Raw genomic sequence first — 15367 nt, 5'->3', positions numbered from 1 at the left:
GGACGACCTCCTTTAACCGTTGGGGAACAGGCGCGCGAAGTCGGCGTAGCCCGTTGCCACATCGACCTGCGCCCAGAAGCGGTGGTAGTTGAACGTGGGCGCCGGACCGCCCTTGAGATAGGCGTCGAGCTTCGGGTAGTCCGGGTCGTTCTTGTAGAAGGAACGGATGTCCAGGAACGACACGCCCGGCTTGATCTCGTCGCCGTTCGGCATCTTGCCGCTCCAGCCCGGCGGGATGTAGACGCCCTGACCGGTCGACGCGTTGTAGGTGTCGTCCATCCGGTTGTAGTCGGCCCGGGTCTCGGCGACCGAGACACCCTTCGCGTCCTTCTTGGTCCAGATGGCGTCGAGCAGGTTCTTCGCCGCCGTCTTGGCCTCGGCGCTGCCGGACTTGGCCGCGTAGTAGGTGAGCAACTTGGCGAACGAGCCCGCCACCCCGAGGTCCTGGCCGTGGCTGGTCACCTCGACGTGCAGGTTGGTGTTCGGCTGCGGGCTGGCCGCGTTCCAGGTGGCCGGCGCGCCGGTCCACTCCATGTCGGACGGGATGGAGAAGTTGGTGGCGCTGATCGTGCTGTTCTCCAGCGCCCACGGCACCCACTTGTCGAGCACCGTCTTGGCCTTGGTGTCACCGGTCAGGTAGTAGTACTCGGCCAGCCGCTCCAGCGACCAGGTCTGCATGCCGAACCAGCGGTTCGACGGCGGGTCCTCGTAGACCGGGGCCTCGACGTACGCGAGACCGTAGAACGTCGGCGTGCCGGCCGGCCGCGCCTGGTAGCTGCCGTTCCAGCTGTTCGTCGCGCCGCCGGCGATGGCGCCCTCGGACGACTGCAGCCACTGGTAGAACTCGAGCTGCCGGTTGAGGCTGGCCTGCCAGTCCGCCTTGGCGGTCGGGGACTTCGGGGCGAAGGCGCCGACGTTGGACAGGACGTACGCGGCCATCGGGTTCTGGTAGCCGAAGTGGCTCGTGCTCGAGCCGATCCGCCACGCCCAGCCGGCGTTGGTGTCGGTCGCGCCGCCCCAGGCGTAGTACCAGGACATCAGGTTGCTGGAGGAGTTCTTGCCGTTGCCCGCCGCACACGAGGTGGAGGCGCAGCCCGGCTGCTTGAAGTACTTGTCGTAGAAGGAGTAGCGCAGGTAGTCGCCCATCTTGGCCGCGTTGGCCACGGCCGCGGTCAGCTGCGACTGCTTGCCCTGCTCGGTGGCCCAGGTCAACGCCCAGTACGCCGCCTGCACCGCGCGCGAGTCCGCGTCCGGGGCGTTGGTGTACTTCCACTGCCTGGCGTAGCTGGAGTCCTTGGTGAACAGGTCGAGGAAGCCGTTCGGGCCGCCGTGCTTGAACGTGTCGCAGGCGGGCTGGGGCACGGTCTCGAACGTCGACTCCTGGGGACCCCGCTGGAAGGTGTTGATGTAGACGTTGCGGGTGGTGCCGTCGCCGCAGCGGCCGAAGCCGTACGTGTTGTCGACGTCCAGCAGCCAGTGCATGCCGTAGATGTCGGAGGTGCCGTACGAGCTCCTCAGCTCCGACGCCAGCGGGTCGTTGCCCACCGAGACGCTCGGGTCGAGCTGCGACGGGTACTGCGACGGCAGCGGGTACTCGGCCGCGTAGGTCGCCGGCTTGGACGCGTCGTACTTGTCGTTGGTCGGCTGGTCGGCGTGCGACGGGATGATGTACTTCTCCATCGTCGCCCAGGCGCTGTTGAACGGCGCCCAGTCACCCGACGCGTGCCCGTGCTCGGCCTCGAGCCACAGCCAGTAGCTGAACGCCTCGGAGGTCGTCTCGTGGCCGTGGTCGGGCGCCTCGTCGATCAGGGTCTCGATCGAGTGGTAGGGCACGCCGTCGGGGCTGAAGTAGCCGTTGGCCGGGTTCTTGATGTCGTTGTAGAGCTGGGTGAACCGCGCGTCGGCGGCACCCTCGCGGACGACCGTCGCGTTGATCGTGGCGGCGGTGTGCCCGCTCGCCGTGGCCGTGAACGCGGCGGTCGCGCCGACGGCGGCCGCGTCGGTGGCCGCGATCGTCACGGTCTGGCCGGTGCTCCAGTTCGCCGGGGTGAAGGTGAGCGCGGCCGGGGTGGCCGACACCGCGGTGGAGCCGGTCGTGCGGGCCACCGCCACGCTCACGTTCGCGGCAGGCGCCTTCGACAGCGCGATCTTGAAGGTGGCGGAGGCCCCGGGCGAGACGCTGACCGAGGTGGCGTCGGCCACGACCGCCGGGGTGGTGGCCGCGTCGACGAAGACCGGCACGTCGGCGGTGTTGCTCTTGTTACCGGCCGTGTCGTAGGCGATGGCCTGCAGGTGATAGGCCGCGCTCTGGGTCGGCACGCCGGTCCAGGTGTACGAGTACGGCGCGGTCGTGTCGGTCGTGAGCAGCAGCCCGTCGTGGTAGAACTCGACCTTGCCGACCGATCCGCCCGACGGCACGGTGGGCACCGCCGTGATCGGGATCGACGCCGGCGCGGTGAACCGGGTGTTGGCGGCCGGGCTGCTGATCTCGACGGTGGGCGCCTGCGCGAGGCCGTTGCAGCGGGTTCCGTTGAGCGAGAAGGCGGTCGGCACCGGGTTGGCCGAGCCGAAGGTCCCGTTGAAGCCGGTGCTGACCGAGCCATTGGTGCCCAGGTTGCCGTTCCAGGCCGCGTTGCTGACCGTGACGCGCTGGCCGCTCTGGGCGTAGACGCCGCTCCAGCCCTGAGTGACCTTCTGCGCGGCGTCCGGGAAGTCGTACTCGAGTTTCCAGCTCGACACCGGGTCGCCGGTGTTGGTGATGGCGATGTCGCCGGTGAAGCCGCCGGACCACTGGCTCTGGACCTTGTAGACGACGGTGCAGCCGGCCGCGGCCAGGGCCGGGGCGCCGGCCGCGAGGGCCGCGCCGGCGCCGAGGACGGCGGCGCCGGAGACGGCCAGCCCGCGGCGCAGGCGCTGTCTCGTCGGGGGTCTTACTTGCACGGGGTGTTCCCTTCTGTGGGGAGGCGCTACGCCGGGGCGCAGGTGACCGGGAGGGGACGGGACCGGCCTGCCGCTGGGGCCGGGGAAGCCGAAGGTGGTGCTCGCGCCGCGGCCGGGCGCCTGGCAGGGGCGTCGCGCAGGCCGACCGTGGGGCCGGTCGGGCCTTCCATCGACGAGCTTCCACATGGGAGCGCTCCCAGCAGCGTCGTGTGCCGGACATATGTCTGTCAAGCCCTGGAAACCCGGAGTTGACAATCGCGCATAACTTGGACAGGTCCCTGTCGCGCGCGCCCCGGCCCCCACAGGATTGACCGCCGGCCCGCCGGGGTACGCCACGGTGCCGCCTCGCGGCGATCATGTCCGGGGCATAGATGAACGACGGCCAGCATTGAACGATATGAATAGCGGAAAGCGTCGTAGCAACTCTAAGGAATGAACCGATAACGGTACGTCAAGGATTTGCGCGACGTTTTTCTACGCTGTGTATCATCTGGCCGTGATTACGGGAGCGGACCCGCGTCCCCCAGCGGAGGCCGCAGCGGAGGAGCGTTTGATGAAGGTTTGCGTCGTCGGCACGGGCTACGTCGGTCTGACCACCGGAGTGAGCCTCGCCTTCCTGGGCCACCAGGTGACCTGCGTCGACCTGGACCAGGAAAAGGTCGACATGCTTCGTGCCGGGCGCTGCCCGATCTACGAACCCGGCATGGAGGAGCTGCTGGCCGAAGCCGCACCCAACCTGACCTTCACCACCAACTACGCCGAGGGCGTGCCGGGCGCGGACGTCGTCTTCGTAGCGGTGCAGACCCCGTCGGCGCCCGACGGCAGCCCCGACCTGCGCTATCTGCGCTCGGCCGCCGAGAGCGTGGCGCAGAACCTCGACCACGACTTCACTGTGGTGGTCAACAAGTCCACCGTGCCGATCGGCAGCGGCAACTGGGTCGACGCGATCCTGCGCGACTCGTTCGCCCAGCGCACCGATCGCGCGGACAAGTGCGACTTCTCGGTCGCCTCGAACCCCGAGTTCCTGCGCGAGGGCAATGCGATCCACGACACGCTCTTCCCCGACCGGATCGTGATCGGCTCGGACAACCCGCGTGCCCTCGAGGTGCTCAACCACCTCTACCGGCCGCTGATCAACCAGACCTTCACCCCGCCGAGCTTCCAGCCGCGGCCGGACGACACCACCGCCGTCCCGCTGGTGTCGACCGACCTCGCCTCGGCCGAACTGATCAAGTACGCGGCCAACGCGTTCCTGGCGCTCAAGATCAGCTATGTGAACGAGATCGGCCAGCTGGCCGGCAAGGTGGGCGCCGACATCACCGAGGTGGCCCGGGGCATCGGCCTCGACCAGCGCATCGGATCGCGCTTCCTGGAGCCCGGGGTCGGCTGGGGCGGCTCCTGCTTCGGCAAGGACACCAAGGCGCTGATCGCCACCGCGTCGGAATACAACTACGAGATGCCGATCGTGAAAGCCGCACGCGATGTGAATCAGCGTCAGCGGGAAATCGCGGTCGAGCGCCTGCAGAATGAATTGCGCATTCTCAAGGGCCGCAAGATCGGGCTTCTCGGGGTCGCGTTCAAGCCGAACACCGACGACCTGCGCGACTCGCCGGCTCTCGACATCGCGGGCCTGCTGATCGCCCGGGGCGCCCGGGTCAAGCTGCACGACCCGATCGCCGGTGAGCGATTCCGTCGCGAATACCCGGAAATGGCCCCGCACCTGAGCGACACCCTCGACGGGGTCTTCGACGACTGCGACGCCGTCGTGCTGGTGACCAAGTGGGCGCAGTACCTCGAGCTCGACTGGGGCAAGTTCGTCGGCCTCATGCGGACGCCGATCGTCCTCGACGGCCGCAACGTGCTCGACCAGGACCGGATGGAGCGGCTCGGGTACCGCTACCTCTCGATGGCCGGCTAGCTTCACTCGGCTGGGCTTCAGAGGGTTCGGCTCGGCGGTACGCCGCCATCGACCGATCAGGCCACCCCGCCTCGGATGTTCGACGATATCCGGGGCGGGGTGGCCTGTCTGACGCTAGGGTCCAGATGAGGCGCTTTTCGCCGCCTGACCAGGAGCTCGACCTTAACCGGTTAAGGTCGACGGAGCAGCGACGCCGTATCGTTACCGACCCGATCAAGCGGAAATCATTGCGCAACGTGCCGGTTACCTCTTGACTGTGATCCAAGTAGCGCTTCGGACGGCGACGTCTCCGGACGTCGGAAGCGCGATTTGACATAGGGAGCGGTATGTTCGGTCAACCTACGAGCCCGCGCATTCGGGCCGCGTTCGCCGGTACGCTGAGCGCGGGGCTGATCTTCGGCCTCGCGGCTTGCGGCGGCGACGATTCCGACAGCGCCGCCGACACGAACGCGTCGGCGAGCGCCATCGACTGTGCGCCATACACCAAGTTCGGTGACATCAAGGGCAAGACGGTCACCATCTACACGGGCATCGTGACGCCTGAGGACAAGCCTCACATCGACTCGTACAAGCCCTTCGAGAGCTGCACGGGCGCCACCATCAAGTACGAGGGCGACAAGTCCTTCGAGACGCAGATCCTCGTGCGCGCCCGCGCCGGCAACCCGCCGGACCTCGCGATCGTGCCCCAGCCCGGCCTGGTGAAGCAGCTGGTCACCACCGGCAAGGCCGTCGCGGCGCCGCAGGAGGTCTCGGACAACGTCGACAAGTTCTGGGACAAGGCCTGGAAGGGCTACACGACGATCGACGGCAAGTTCTACGGAGCCCCGCTCGGCGCCAGCGTGAAGTCCCTGGTGTGGTATTCGCCGTCCGAGTTCAAGGACAGCGGCTACACCGTGCCGACCACGCTCGCCGAGCTCCAGGCGCTGTCGGACAAGATGGTGGCCGACGGCAAGAAGCCGTGGTGCGCCGGCATCGCCAGTGGTGACGCGACCGGCTGGCCGGTCACCGACTGGATGGAAGACATGATGCTGCGGACCGCCGGTCCGGAGAAGTACGACGACTGGGTCGGTCACAAGATCCCGTTCAACGGTCCCGAGGCGACGGCCGCGCTGGACGCCGTCGGCGGTTACCTGAAGAACGACAAGTACGTCAACGGCGGCCTGGGCGACGTCAAGAGCATCGCGACGACCACGTTCCAGGACGCGGGCCTGCAGATCATCGAAGGCGCCTGCTCGCTGCACCGCCAGGCCAGCTTCTACGCGGCCAACTTCGACAAGGACACCAAGGTGGCCGAGGACGGCGACGTCTTCGCGTTCTACCTGCCGGGCCCGGACGCCAACACCAAGCCGGTTCTCGGCGCCGGTGAGTTCGTCGTGGCCTTCGCCGACCGTCCCGAGGTCAAGGCGTTCCAGACCTACCTGTCCTCGGACGTGTGGGCCAACACCAAGGCGAAGCTGTCGTCGGGCTGGGTCACGGCCAACAAGGGTCTCGACCCCAACAACCTGACCAACCCGATCGACAAGCTGGCGGGCACGATCCTGCTCGACCCGAAGGCGACGTTCCGCTTCGACGGCTCCGACCAGATGCCGGCGGCCGTGGGCTCGGACGCCTTCTGGAAGCAGTCGACCGCCTGGATCACCGGTCAGGACACGGCGACCACGCTGAACAACATCGAAAAGGCTTGGCCCAAGTAGTCTCCCAGCACCAACCGGGGCCGGTCGGAAACCTTTCCGACCGGCCCCGAACCTCTCTCCTTTCCAGCGCACAAAGGAGGTCCGGGTCGCGTGTTCAACACCGCCTCCACCACCCCCGAGAAAATCCTGCAGATGCTTTCGGCTCTGCTGCTGTTCGCGGCCGTCATGGGCGTCATCCTCTTCATCGCCGGCCGGTTCGGCGGCAAGAAGGGCGATCGGATCGTCGCCTATCTGTACCTGCTGCCCGTCCTGCTCCTGCTGGCGGTCGGCCTCGTATATCCCGGCCTCCGTACCATCTACCAGTCGTTCTTCGATGCCGCGGGCGACGCGTTCATCGGATTCGACAACTACGGCACGATCTTCTCCGACGCCGACCAGCTCACCGTGCTGCGGAACACGGTGTTCTGGGTGGTGCTCACCCCGTTCGTGGCCACCGCGATCGGCCTGGTCTACGCGATCCTGGTCGACAAGTCGCGGTTCGAGTCCTTCGCCAAGACCCTGATCTTCCTGCCCATGTCGATCTCCTTCGTGGCGGCCGGCGTGATCTGGAAGTTCATGTACGAGTACCGCCCCGACCAGGGCAACGTGAAGCAGATCGGCCTGATCAACCAGGTCATCGTGTGGCTCGGCGGCAAGCCGGTGCAGCTGCTCATCGAGTCGCCGCTCAACTCGTTCCTGCTCATCGTCGTGATGATCTGGATCCAGGCCGGCTTCGCGATGACCATCCTGTCGGCGGCGATCAAGGCCATCCCGGACGACATCATCGAGGCCGCCCGGCTCGACGGCGTGAACGCGTGGAGCATGTTCCGCAAGATCACGCTGCCCAGCGTGCAGCCCACCGTGGTGGTCGTGCTGACCACGATCGGCATCGGCACCCTGAAGGTCTTCGACATCGTGCGGACGATGACCGGCGGCAACTTCGAGACGAGCGTCGTCGCGAACGAGTTCTACCGGCAGACGTTCAACGCGGACAACCAGGGCCTGGGCGCCGCGCTCGCGACGCTCCTGTTCGTCCTGGTCATCCCCATCGTCTGGTACAACATCCGCTCGCTGCGTCAATCGGAGGAACGATGACCGCCGCCACTCCGCTGACGACCACTCCCCCGCTCGTCGCCGACCAGCCCACCGCGGCCAAGATCGCCAAGAAGCGCCTGAGCTCGCCCTGGGCGTCGCTGGCCGCGATCGTGCTGGCCGTGCTGTGGACGCTGCCGACCTTCGGCCTGCTGGTCTCGTCGTTCCGCCCCGAGCGGGCGATCAAGACGACCGGCTGGTGGACGTTCTTCAGCAATCCGACACTCACGCTGGAGAACTACCGCGGCGTCTTCGGCGGGGACGGCAGCGTCAACCTCGCCTCGTTCTTCGTGAACTCGCTGATCATCTGCATCCCGTCGGTGCTCATCCCGGTGTCGCTGGCCGCCCTGGCCGCGTACGCGTTCGCCTGGATGAACTTCCCCGGCAAGAACGTGCTGTTCCTGGTCATCTTCGCCCTGCAGATCGTCCCGCTGCAGGTTACGCTGATCCCGCTGCTCGAGATCTTCGTGAACGTCAAGCTGACCGGCACGTTCTGGACCCTGTGGCTGTCGCACTCCACCTTCGCGCTGCCCCTGGCCATCTACCTGCTGCACAACTTCATGCGCGAGATTCCCTCGGGCCTGATCGAGGCCGCCCGCGTCGACGGCGCCGGCCACGTCTCGATCTTCTTCAAGGTCCTGCTGCCGCTGCTCACCCCGGCTCTGGCCGCGTTCGGCATCTTCCAGTTCCTCTGGGTCTGGAACGACCTGCTGGTCGCCCTGGTCTTCGCCGGCGGCGGCGACGAGGTCGCGCCGATCACGCTGCAACTGGCCAACCTCAGCGGTACGAGAGGCACGGCATGGCAGCTGCTGTCGGCCGGCGCCTTCGTCTCGATCATCGTGCCGGTGACGGTGTTCCTGCTGCTCCAGCGTTACTTCGTCCGAGGCCTGCTGGCGGGCAGCGTCAAGGGCTGAGCACCCGCTCTCACCCGAGGGGTCGCGTCCACGTCCGGGCGCGGCCCCTCACCCTTTTTCCCCGTTACGCCTGAGGCTCCGGTCAGGCCGGGCGACGACGGTGGCCGAGGCCCCTCACGAGTGGGCTTTCCGCAGGCCGACTGCCGTCCCGGCCAGCCTCGCGTCAACGCCGAACAGCGTTCACCGGCGCTGATGGCGGCACGGCCGGCCATAGCCAGTCGAGCGCGATCGTGCTCGGCGACGACGTTCTGGAGCCAGGCGTTGGGCTACCAGCCGGCGGCGAACCCGGACTTCCTTGTGCCGAATGAGGCCGGCGCGCCGAGGTTGCACCTCGATGAGACCGACCGCACACACCTCGACCTCTGGGCTGACGATGAGCACGAGCAGGTTGCCGAGGTCGAGCGCCTGCTCGCGCTCGGTGCCTCACGAGTCGAGTGGAACTATCCCGAGGGCGGCGATTTCGTGGTCCTGGCCGACCCGGACGCCAACCTGTTCTGCGTGATCAACGCCAACGCCTGACGGCGCTTGGCGGTCGAACCCTCCGAGGGAGGCCGTACCCCGATCATCGGCAGCTGTGCGCACGCTCGGCGGCTTGACAGAGAATCCAGATCTTCGTCAGTGCGCGACTGGAGTGTTCTGCCCCAGGACGATCCGCCACCCCGCCTCGGTCCGCCGCAACACGACGAGGAATACGGCCTCCATGGGATCGTTCTGTCGATCGTGAGCCCCGCGATCCGGACGCTGGGACTGCTGACGTGAGTGCACTGCGGCAATGTCAGAGGCGAGATATGTAACCCTCTCCACGGTATAGCTGACATCGATGTCCGCCAGCGGTCCGCCCTCGGAAAAAACGGCCTGTTGGGCTTTCAGCAGAACACCCTTGTCCAGCACCATGTGTCCCGCAAAGTTGACGAACACCGGATCCGTGGCGAACAGCTCGTTCATCGCGTACGCGTCGTTCGAGTTGAAGGCAGCCTCGTACTGCTTGATGAGCTCGATCAACTCCTGGTGTCCCTCAACGTGCATGAGAACCCCTTCTCTTCGCTGACTGCTGGAAGTCTGCAATCTCTACCGCACTTCAAGTCAAGAACGTCGCGGCGGCTATCGGCGGTGGAGTACGAGGCATCAACGCACTCTCATCGGCAGTTCGGTGTGCGGCCAGGCGCCGCGGGACACGCTGCGCTGACGGTTCAGGTGCTCGTTCCGAAGTTGCAGATCGAATCCGCGTGCGGGACGGCCGAGTTGTGCGGGGTCGGAGAAGAGGCCCAGCGCCTGGGCCGCGCGAGGGTCGCCAGCACGAGACCAGGCAATCGGCAGCTGTCGCGTCACCCGCAACGCGTCTCGCCCCTATCGTCCGGGCCGCTCCGCGTAGCCGGCTCTTGACCTGAACTTCGGTTGAGGTACCAGGATGTGCGGATTCTCCCGAGGGAAAGGCTCATGTCGGATGTCTGTAGATCCAACCGTCCTGGTCACCGGCGCTACCGGGCGCGTCGGCCGTCGCGTTGTGGCCGGTCTTCTCGACCGCGGCGTCCGTGTTCGTGCCTTGGTCCGTGCGCCGCGTGCAGCCGGCCTGGCGCCCGAAGTGGATCTGGTCCAGGGTGACATGTTCAGGCCCGACACGATTGCGGCGGCCGCAGCCGAAGCGGATGCGGCTTTCCTGCTCTGGCCCGGCTATTCCGCCGATGGCGCAGCACAAGTGATCGCCGAGCTGTCACACCACGTTTCTCATGTCGTCTATCTGTCGGCGGCCCGCCTGCAACGCGACGAGGACGGTCCCATGCCGGGAGTTTGGGAAGAAATCGAAGCGATCCTCCGGAGAGCGCCCATAACGTGGACATTCATACGGGGCGGAGGATTTGCGGCCAACACGCTGGAGTGGGCTGAGCAGATCCGCTCCGGCGTGGTGGTGCGCATGCCCTATCCCGAGGCCGCACGGTCCTTGGTGCACGAACACGACGTCGCCGACCTGGCCGTGCCGGCGTTGCTGGATCGCGCGCGCGCCGGCCGCGCCTACGTTGCCACGGGTCCGGAGACGCTTACTCAGCAAGATCAAGTAAGGATCATCGGTGACGTGCTGGGGCGCCCTCTACGGGTAGAACGCCAATCACCCGACCAGGCTGAGGCCGAGCTGGCCGAGTCTGCCGGGAAGGCTTTCGCCCAGCAGGCCCTTGCCTATTGGGCGGGGCTCGTCCGCGATCCCGAACGGGTTTCCACCGACGTCCAGGACATCACCGGGCGTCCAGCCCGCTCGTACGCGCAATGGGTCAGTGACCATGCGAGTGACTTCGCTTCCCCCTCGACGTGACGGCTGTTGCACGAACGATCACGGAAACAACCCCATACAGGGCGTGCTCTCATCGGCAGATCCGCGCAGAGGGCACCACAGCTGCTGGACCGTCGCGTCACACAGCAGCGTAACGGGCCATCAAACGATCAATCACACTTCCCGTGCCAGAACCCCTCACCCGCGCCCAGAACCATTCCCCGCATGGCCGGGTGGTGCACCATGCCGGGGCCGGCACGACCGCCGCCGGGCTGCGGCAGCGCCGCCATGGTTGCGGTGCCGGCCGGGCTGGGTTGGGACGGTCAGGGTTTGCGGGCGACGGCGCCGTACACGGAGACGTGCTCGGCCGGGGGCGGGGTGACGCCCGGGTCGGGACGCCACTCACTGGCCACGGTCAGGCCGGGCTCGAGCAGTTCGAGCCCGTTGTCGTCGAGCAGGCGGGTGATCTGCGCGCGCGAGCGGCCCTCGAAGCTGCCCGCCCCCTTCACCTTGCCGCTGGTCAGGGCGGCGGCGATCTCGGGCGGGAGGAAGTCGGCCGTGGCGTGGGTCAGGGCCAGGAAGCTGCCCGGTGGCAGCGCGCCCATCAGGGTGGCGATCGCCGCGTTGGCCTCGTCGTCGTCGTGCACGAAATGCAGGACCGCGATCAGCATGACCGCGACGGGCCGGCCCAGGTCGAGCGTGGCGGCCAGATCGGGGTTGGTCAGTATCCGGCCGGGCTCGCGCAGGTCGGCCGGGATGTAAGCGGTGCGCCCGCGCGGGTCGCTGGTGAGCAGCGCCCGGGCGTGGGTGAGCACGAGCGGGTCGTTGTCCACGTAGACCACGTGGCTCGTCGGGTCGATGCGCTGGGCGACCTGGTGCGTGTTGTCGGCCGTCGGCAGTCCGGTGCCGACGTCGAGGAACTGGCGGATGCCGTACTCCTGGGTGAGCGCGCGGACGGCGCGGCCCAGGAACCGGCGGTTCTCCACCGCGGCCGTCCGGATGTGCGGGAAGACCGCCTCGATCGCGTCCGCGGACTCGCGGTCGGCGGCGAAGTTGTCCTTGCCGCCCAGCCAGTAGTTGTACCGGCGCGCCGGGTGGGGCACCGAAGTGTCCACCGTGGAGCTATCGACGTTTCCCGCTGCCTCAGTCACGCGGTCACCCTACCGGCTGTGACCAAGCCGGCGGAACCAGGCGGCCGGGGCATGATCTCCGCATGACCCTGGAAGACACCTACCGCGACTATCTGCGGGCTCTCAACGACCGCCGGCTCGACGATCTCGTGTCCTTCGTCCACGACCAGCTCACCTACAACGACCGGCCGATGAGCCGCGACCAGTACGCGGCATCGATCGCCTCGGACGTCGACGCCGCCCCCGACCTGTTCTACGACGCGCGGATCGTCGTCGCCGCCGGCAACCGGCTCGCGTGCCGGCTGCTGTTCGCTCGCACCCCCCGGCGACCGTTCCTGGGCCTCGAGCCGACCGGCCGGAGCGTGAGCTTCGCCGAGCACGTCTTCTACGACTTCCGCGACGACCGCATCGCGGCGGTCACGTCCCTCATCGACCGCGACACCGTACGGAAGCAGCTGGGCGCCTGAGACGGCCGCGATCAGTCGCGCAGGTTGGTCGGGTCGAGGGTGGTCTCGCGGTGGCGGACGTTGCGGTTGTAGAGGTACGTGATCAGCCACAGGATGACGCCGATGACCAGGAGGATGCCGGCGATGCGGTAGTCGTCGGCTGCCCGGCCCGACAGCGGGCTGGCCAGGTAGGCGCAGACCACGGCGCCGATCACCGGGATGACCGTCGGCGCCTTGAAGTGCTTGTGCTCGACCGGGTCGCGGCGCAGGACCAGGACGGCGATGTTGACCACGGTGAAGACGCACAGCAGCAGCAGCGACGTCGTGCCGCCCAGCGCCGACAGGTCGGCGAACCAGATCAGCCCGAAGGCGATGACCGTGGTGAAGACGATGCCGACCCACGGCGTACGGCGGCCGGGGTGGACCTTGCCCAGGACCTTGGGGAGCACGCGCTCGTTGGCCATGCCGTAGAGCAGCCGGCTGGCCATCAGCATGTTGATGAGGGCGGAGTTGGCGACGGCGAACATCGTGATGAAAGCGAAGATCCACAGGGGGAAGGCCGACGCGCCCGCCTCGACCACCTTGAGCAGGGGCGCGTCGCCCTCGCCGAGCTCCGCCGGGGACACCAGCGCCACCGCCGAGATCGACACGAGCACGTAGATCACGCCGGTGATGCAGAGACCGGTCAACATCACCTTGGGGAAGATGCGTACCGGGTCCTTGGTCTCCTCGGCCATGTTGACCGAGTCCTCGAAGCCGACCATGGCGAAGAAGGCCAGCGCGGTGGCCGCCGTGACCGAGAAGAACGCGGACTCGCCCTCGGCCGCCGTGAAGTCGGTGAGCCGGGACAGGTCGCCGTTGCCGCCGCCGATCGCCCAGGCGCCGATGCAGATGACGATCAGCAGGCCGGTCAGCTCGACGCAGGTGAGCAGCACGTTGAGCTTGACGCTCTCGCCGACGCCGCGGAAGTTGATGAGCCCGATGAGCAGCATGAAACCCAGCGCGACGGCGGTCAGCGCGGCGCCGTCGCCCAGGGACAGGTCGAACGCCTCGTCGAAGTTCGACGCGAACGCCTTGGACGCGCTGGACGCCGAGGTCAGGCCGGAGCACATCACGGCGAACGTGACGATGAACGTCAGGAAGTGGATGCCGAAAGCCTTGTGCGTGTAGAGCGCCGCGCCGGCCGCCCGCGGGTACTTGGTGACCAGCTCGAGGTAGCTGAACGCGGTGAGCAGCGCGACCAGGAACGCGATCAGGAACGGCAGCCACACCGCCCCGCCGACCTCGGACGCGACGCGGCCGGTGAGCGCGTAGACGCCCGTGCCGAGGATGTCACCGACGACGAAGAGCAGCAGCAGGCCCGGGCCCAGGACCCGCTTGAGTTCCGGTTCGCTTCGTGCTTCCTTCACTACCGCGTCGTCCGCCATGACCACGACACTGGTACAGATCACCGCATCTGTCGAGTCAGAGCTATCGACGAGTCGCGATCACCCGCTAACGTCGGGTGATGCGCATCGTCGTCGCCACCAAGCCCGAAGCCGATCAGCCGTGGCTCGCCGACGCGGTGATCAGCCTGGCCAAACAGACCGGCGCCTCGGTCGCGGTGGTCGCCGCCGACGAGGTCGAGCTCGAGCGGCTGGCCGCCGTGCCCCGCAAGGTGTTCGCCGACAACGCGTACGCGTCGGCCGCCTCCATCGCGCGCCGGCTCGCCGAGGCGGGGGTCGAGGCGAGCGTGACCGTGCTCGCGGGCCGCGCGGTGCCGGCCGTGCTCGAGTTCTCCCGGCAGCACAACGCCGACCTGATCGTCGTGGGTTCGAGCACCCGTCCCAAGGTGGCCGAGCGGCTGCTGGGCAGCGTGCCGCTCGACCTGATCAAACAGTCGACGAAACCGGTCCTGGTGATCACCCATCCCGGGCATCCCGCTTAGCTCGGGCCCGCCCGCCGCCAGAAACCCGTGTCGCGGTAACGCCACCAGTACAGGACGGTGAGGTCGGCCGGCCACGCCGCCAGCGCCACACCGCGCGGCTCGAACCGGTCGCGGCCGAGGTCGATGGGCCGCCAGGCCGGGTCGGCCGGCTCGTCGTCCCCGGGCGGCCGCACGAGATGCCGGGTCCGCTCCTCGCAGCCGCCGATCTGCTGGTAGGAGCGCTGGGCGTCGATCAGGCAGGGCCGGTTGGCGCCACCGGCCCAGTCCGGCCAGCGGAGTTGCAGGTTGTCGTCCTCCCAGAAGCAGACCGGGCAGATGAAGAACGAGCCGGGCGGCTCGTCCATCGTCAGGTGCCCGCAACACACGCACGGGTATCTCGGCATCACGACATCCTGCCCTCCAGCCAGCGGAGCAGGTGCCCGGCCTGCTCCCGCTGCATCCTCCGCAGTCCGGGCACCTCCGGCGGCTCGGGCCGGTGACCGTCCCGCCAGGCCCGACCGGCCAGCCCGGCCAGGGCCACGTCGACCAGCCCGGCCGGGGCGCCGGCCCAGCCGGAGCGCCGCAACTGCTCCTCCGGGTCGTGCCCACAGGCAGCGAGGTCGGGAATCAGGCGCACGACATCGAGCCATCCCGGCGCGGTCCACAGATGACTCCAGTCCACGATGCACAGTCGGCCGTCCGGCTGCCGCAACACATTGTCCCGCCGCAGGTCGCCGTGGTGCAGCGCGGCGCTTCGCCCTCGATCACCTCGTAGGCCGCCACCCGCCAGGCGCCGGTCTCGGCCGCGCCGACCAGCCGTGGACCGAGGTCACCCACGACCCCGGCCAGAACGACTCCGGCCGCCACCGCCTCGCCCAGCCCGTCCCCGACCGGCGCCGCCTTGACGAACAGCCACCCGCGCGGGCCGGCGACCACCGAGGCGATCGACGGCGTGAAGCCGGCCGTGGACGGGCGCTCGGCCCGGATCGGCCCGCAGAGCATCTCCGACACCGCTTCCCGTACGGCTGCGGGCGCCTCGGACAACCGTGGGCGCCTCACCCGGTGAGCGCCGCGCTGTCGATCAC

General features: G+C 68.0%; 15 protein-coding genes. 8 read left to right on the top strand and 7 right to left on the bottom strand.

Going from position 1 to position 15367, the window contains the following annotated elements; translation table 11 throughout:
• Nucleotides 1–12: 12 nt before the first annotated feature.
• Nucleotides 13–2940 (bottom strand): glycoside hydrolase family 48 protein, encoded by a 2928-nt coding sequence (locus tag HJC40_RS36555; RefSeq protein WP_250008063.1) that lies wholly within the window; start codon nt 2938–2940, stop codon nt 13–15.
• 553 nt (nt 2941–3493) lie between these two features.
• Here HJC40_RS36555 and HJC40_RS36550 point away from each other — a divergent pair.
• The 5 genes from HJC40_RS36550 (at nt 3494) to HJC40_RS36530 (ending at nt 9056) form a co-directional block, all read left to right on the top strand.
• Nucleotides 3494–4858 carry a UDP-glucose/GDP-mannose dehydrogenase family protein gene (locus HJC40_RS36550; protein ID WP_250008061.1) on the top strand — a complete coding sequence of 455 codons (1365 nt, stop codon included), beginning with the start codon at nt 3494–3496 and terminating at the stop codon, nt 4856–4858.
• Between the two features lie 326 nt (nt 4859–5184).
• Nucleotides 5185–6552 (top strand): ABC transporter substrate-binding protein, encoded by a 1368-nt coding sequence (locus HJC40_RS36545; protein ID WP_250008060.1) that lies wholly within the window; start codon nt 5185–5187, stop codon nt 6550–6552.
• A 90-nt stretch (nt 6553–6642) separates the two neighbouring features.
• Entirely contained in the window at nt 6643–7626 is a 984-nt protein-coding gene (locus tag HJC40_RS36540) for a carbohydrate ABC transporter permease (RefSeq protein WP_374273580.1), read from the top strand.
• The gene (locus HJC40_RS36535) at nt 7623–8537 is read left to right on the top strand and encodes a carbohydrate ABC transporter permease (RefSeq protein ID WP_250008059.1); all 915 of its coding nucleotides are present in this window, start codon (nt 7623–7625) and stop codon (nt 8535–8537) included. Before HJC40_RS36540 ends, HJC40_RS36535 begins: the two co-directional genes overlap by 4 nt.
• A gap of 120 nt (nt 8538–8657) precedes the next feature.
• Entirely contained in the window at nt 8658–9056 is a 399-nt protein-coding gene (locus tag HJC40_RS36530; protein ID WP_250008058.1) for a VOC family protein, read from the top strand.
• Nucleotides 9057–9152: 96 nt separating this feature from the next.
• Here the strand turns inward: HJC40_RS36530 and HJC40_RS36525 are convergent, their stop codons facing one another.
• Entirely contained in the window at nt 9153–9563 is a 411-nt protein-coding gene (locus HJC40_RS36525; RefSeq protein ID WP_250008057.1) for an SgcJ/EcaC family oxidoreductase, read from the bottom strand.
• A 418-nt stretch (nt 9564–9981) separates the two neighbouring features.
• On the opposite strand from HJC40_RS36525, the gene HJC40_RS36520 reads away from it, so the two are divergent.
• The gene (locus tag HJC40_RS36520; protein WP_250008056.1) at nt 9982–10842 is read left to right on the top strand and encodes an NmrA family NAD(P)-binding protein; all 861 of its coding nucleotides are present in this window, start codon (nt 9982–9984) and stop codon (nt 10840–10842) included.
• A gap of 281 nt (nt 10843–11123) precedes the next feature.
• Here HJC40_RS36520 and HJC40_RS36515 read toward each other — a convergent pair whose 3' ends face one another.
• A complete protein-coding gene (locus HJC40_RS36515) occupies nt 11124–11951 on the bottom strand; it encodes an SAM-dependent methyltransferase (protein ID WP_250008055.1) in 828 nt (275 codons plus the stop codon).
• A 62-nt stretch (nt 11952–12013) separates the two neighbouring features.
• Between HJC40_RS36515 and HJC40_RS36510 the strand changes: the two genes are divergently transcribed.
• Nucleotides 12014–12397 (top strand): ester cyclase, encoded by a 384-nt coding sequence (locus HJC40_RS36510; protein WP_250008053.1) that lies wholly within the window; start codon nt 12014–12016, stop codon nt 12395–12397.
• An 11-nt stretch (nt 12398–12408) separates the two neighbouring features.
• Here the strand turns inward: HJC40_RS36510 and HJC40_RS36505 are convergent, their stop codons facing one another.
• Nucleotides 12409–13803 (bottom strand): APC family permease, encoded by a 1395-nt coding sequence (locus tag HJC40_RS36505; protein WP_250008052.1) that lies wholly within the window; start codon nt 13801–13803, stop codon nt 12409–12411.
• Between the two features lie 80 nt (nt 13804–13883).
• On the opposite strand from HJC40_RS36505, the gene HJC40_RS36500 reads away from it, so the two are divergent.
• Nucleotides 13884–14303, top strand: a complete 420-nt coding sequence (locus HJC40_RS36500; protein ID WP_250008051.1) for a universal stress protein — start codon at nt 13884–13886, stop codon at nt 14301–14303.
• On the opposite strand, the gene HJC40_RS36495 is transcribed toward HJC40_RS36500, so the two are convergent.
• Genes HJC40_RS36495 through HJC40_RS36485 form a run of 3 tightly spaced genes read right to left on the bottom strand, consistent with a single transcriptional unit; the run spans nt 14300 to nt 15341 of the window.
• Nucleotides 14300–14686, bottom strand: a complete 387-nt coding sequence (locus HJC40_RS36495; RefSeq protein ID WP_250008050.1) for a CPCC family cysteine-rich protein — start codon at nt 14684–14686, stop codon at nt 14300–14302. The genes HJC40_RS36500 and HJC40_RS36495 overlap by 4 nt on opposite strands.
• Nucleotides 14686–14919, bottom strand: a complete 234-nt coding sequence (locus HJC40_RS36490) for a hypothetical protein (protein ID WP_250008049.1) — start codon at nt 14917–14919, stop codon at nt 14686–14688. Before HJC40_RS36490 ends, HJC40_RS36495 begins: the two co-directional genes overlap by 1 nt.
• Nucleotides 14910–15341, bottom strand: a complete 432-nt coding sequence (locus HJC40_RS36485; RefSeq protein WP_250008047.1) for a hypothetical protein — start codon at nt 15339–15341, stop codon at nt 14910–14912. The genes HJC40_RS36490 and HJC40_RS36485 overlap by 10 nt, the downstream gene beginning before the upstream one ends.
• Nucleotides 15342–15367: the final 26 nt, after the last annotated feature.

It is taken from the genome of Actinoplanes sp. M2I2, from assembly GCF_023544445.1.
Lineage (GTDB): Bacteria > Actinomycetota > Actinomycetes > Mycobacteriales > Micromonosporaceae > Actinoplanes.
The sequence above is the reverse complement of the archived record's forward strand: the minus strand, read 5'-3'. Positions and strand labels throughout refer to the sequence as shown.

Coding starts and splice junctions, on each gene's coding strand:
- HJC40_RS36550 (WP_250008061.1), top strand. CDS start 3,494: ATGAAGGTTTGCGTCGTCGGCACGGGCTACGTCGGTCTGACCACCGGA.
- HJC40_RS36545 (WP_250008060.1), top strand. CDS start 5,185: ATGTTCGGTCAACCTACGAGCCCGCGCATTCGGGCCGCGTTCGCCGGT.
- HJC40_RS36535 (WP_250008059.1), top strand. CDS start 7,623: ATGACCGCCGCCACTCCGCTGACGACCACTCCCCCGCTCGTCGCCGAC.
- HJC40_RS36525 (WP_250008057.1), bottom strand. CDS start 9,563: ATGCACGTTGAGGGACACCAGGAGTTGATCGAGCTCATCAAGCAGTAC.
- HJC40_RS36520 (WP_250008056.1), top strand. CDS start 9,982: ATGTCTGTAGATCCAACCGTCCTGGTCACCGGCGCTACCGGGCGCGTC.
- HJC40_RS36510 (WP_250008053.1), top strand. CDS start 12,014: ATGACCCTGGAAGACACCTACCGCGACTATCTGCGGGCTCTCAACGAC.
- HJC40_RS36505 (WP_250008052.1), bottom strand. CDS start 13,803: ATGGCGGACGACGCGGTAGTGAAGGAAGCACGAAGCGAACCGGAACTC.
- HJC40_RS36500 (WP_250008051.1), top strand. CDS start 13,884: ATGCGCATCGTCGTCGCCACCAAGCCCGAAGCCGATCAGCCGTGGCTC.
- HJC40_RS36495 (WP_250008050.1), bottom strand. CDS start 14,686: ATGCCGAGATACCCGTGCGTGTGTTGCGGGCACCTGACGATGGACGAG.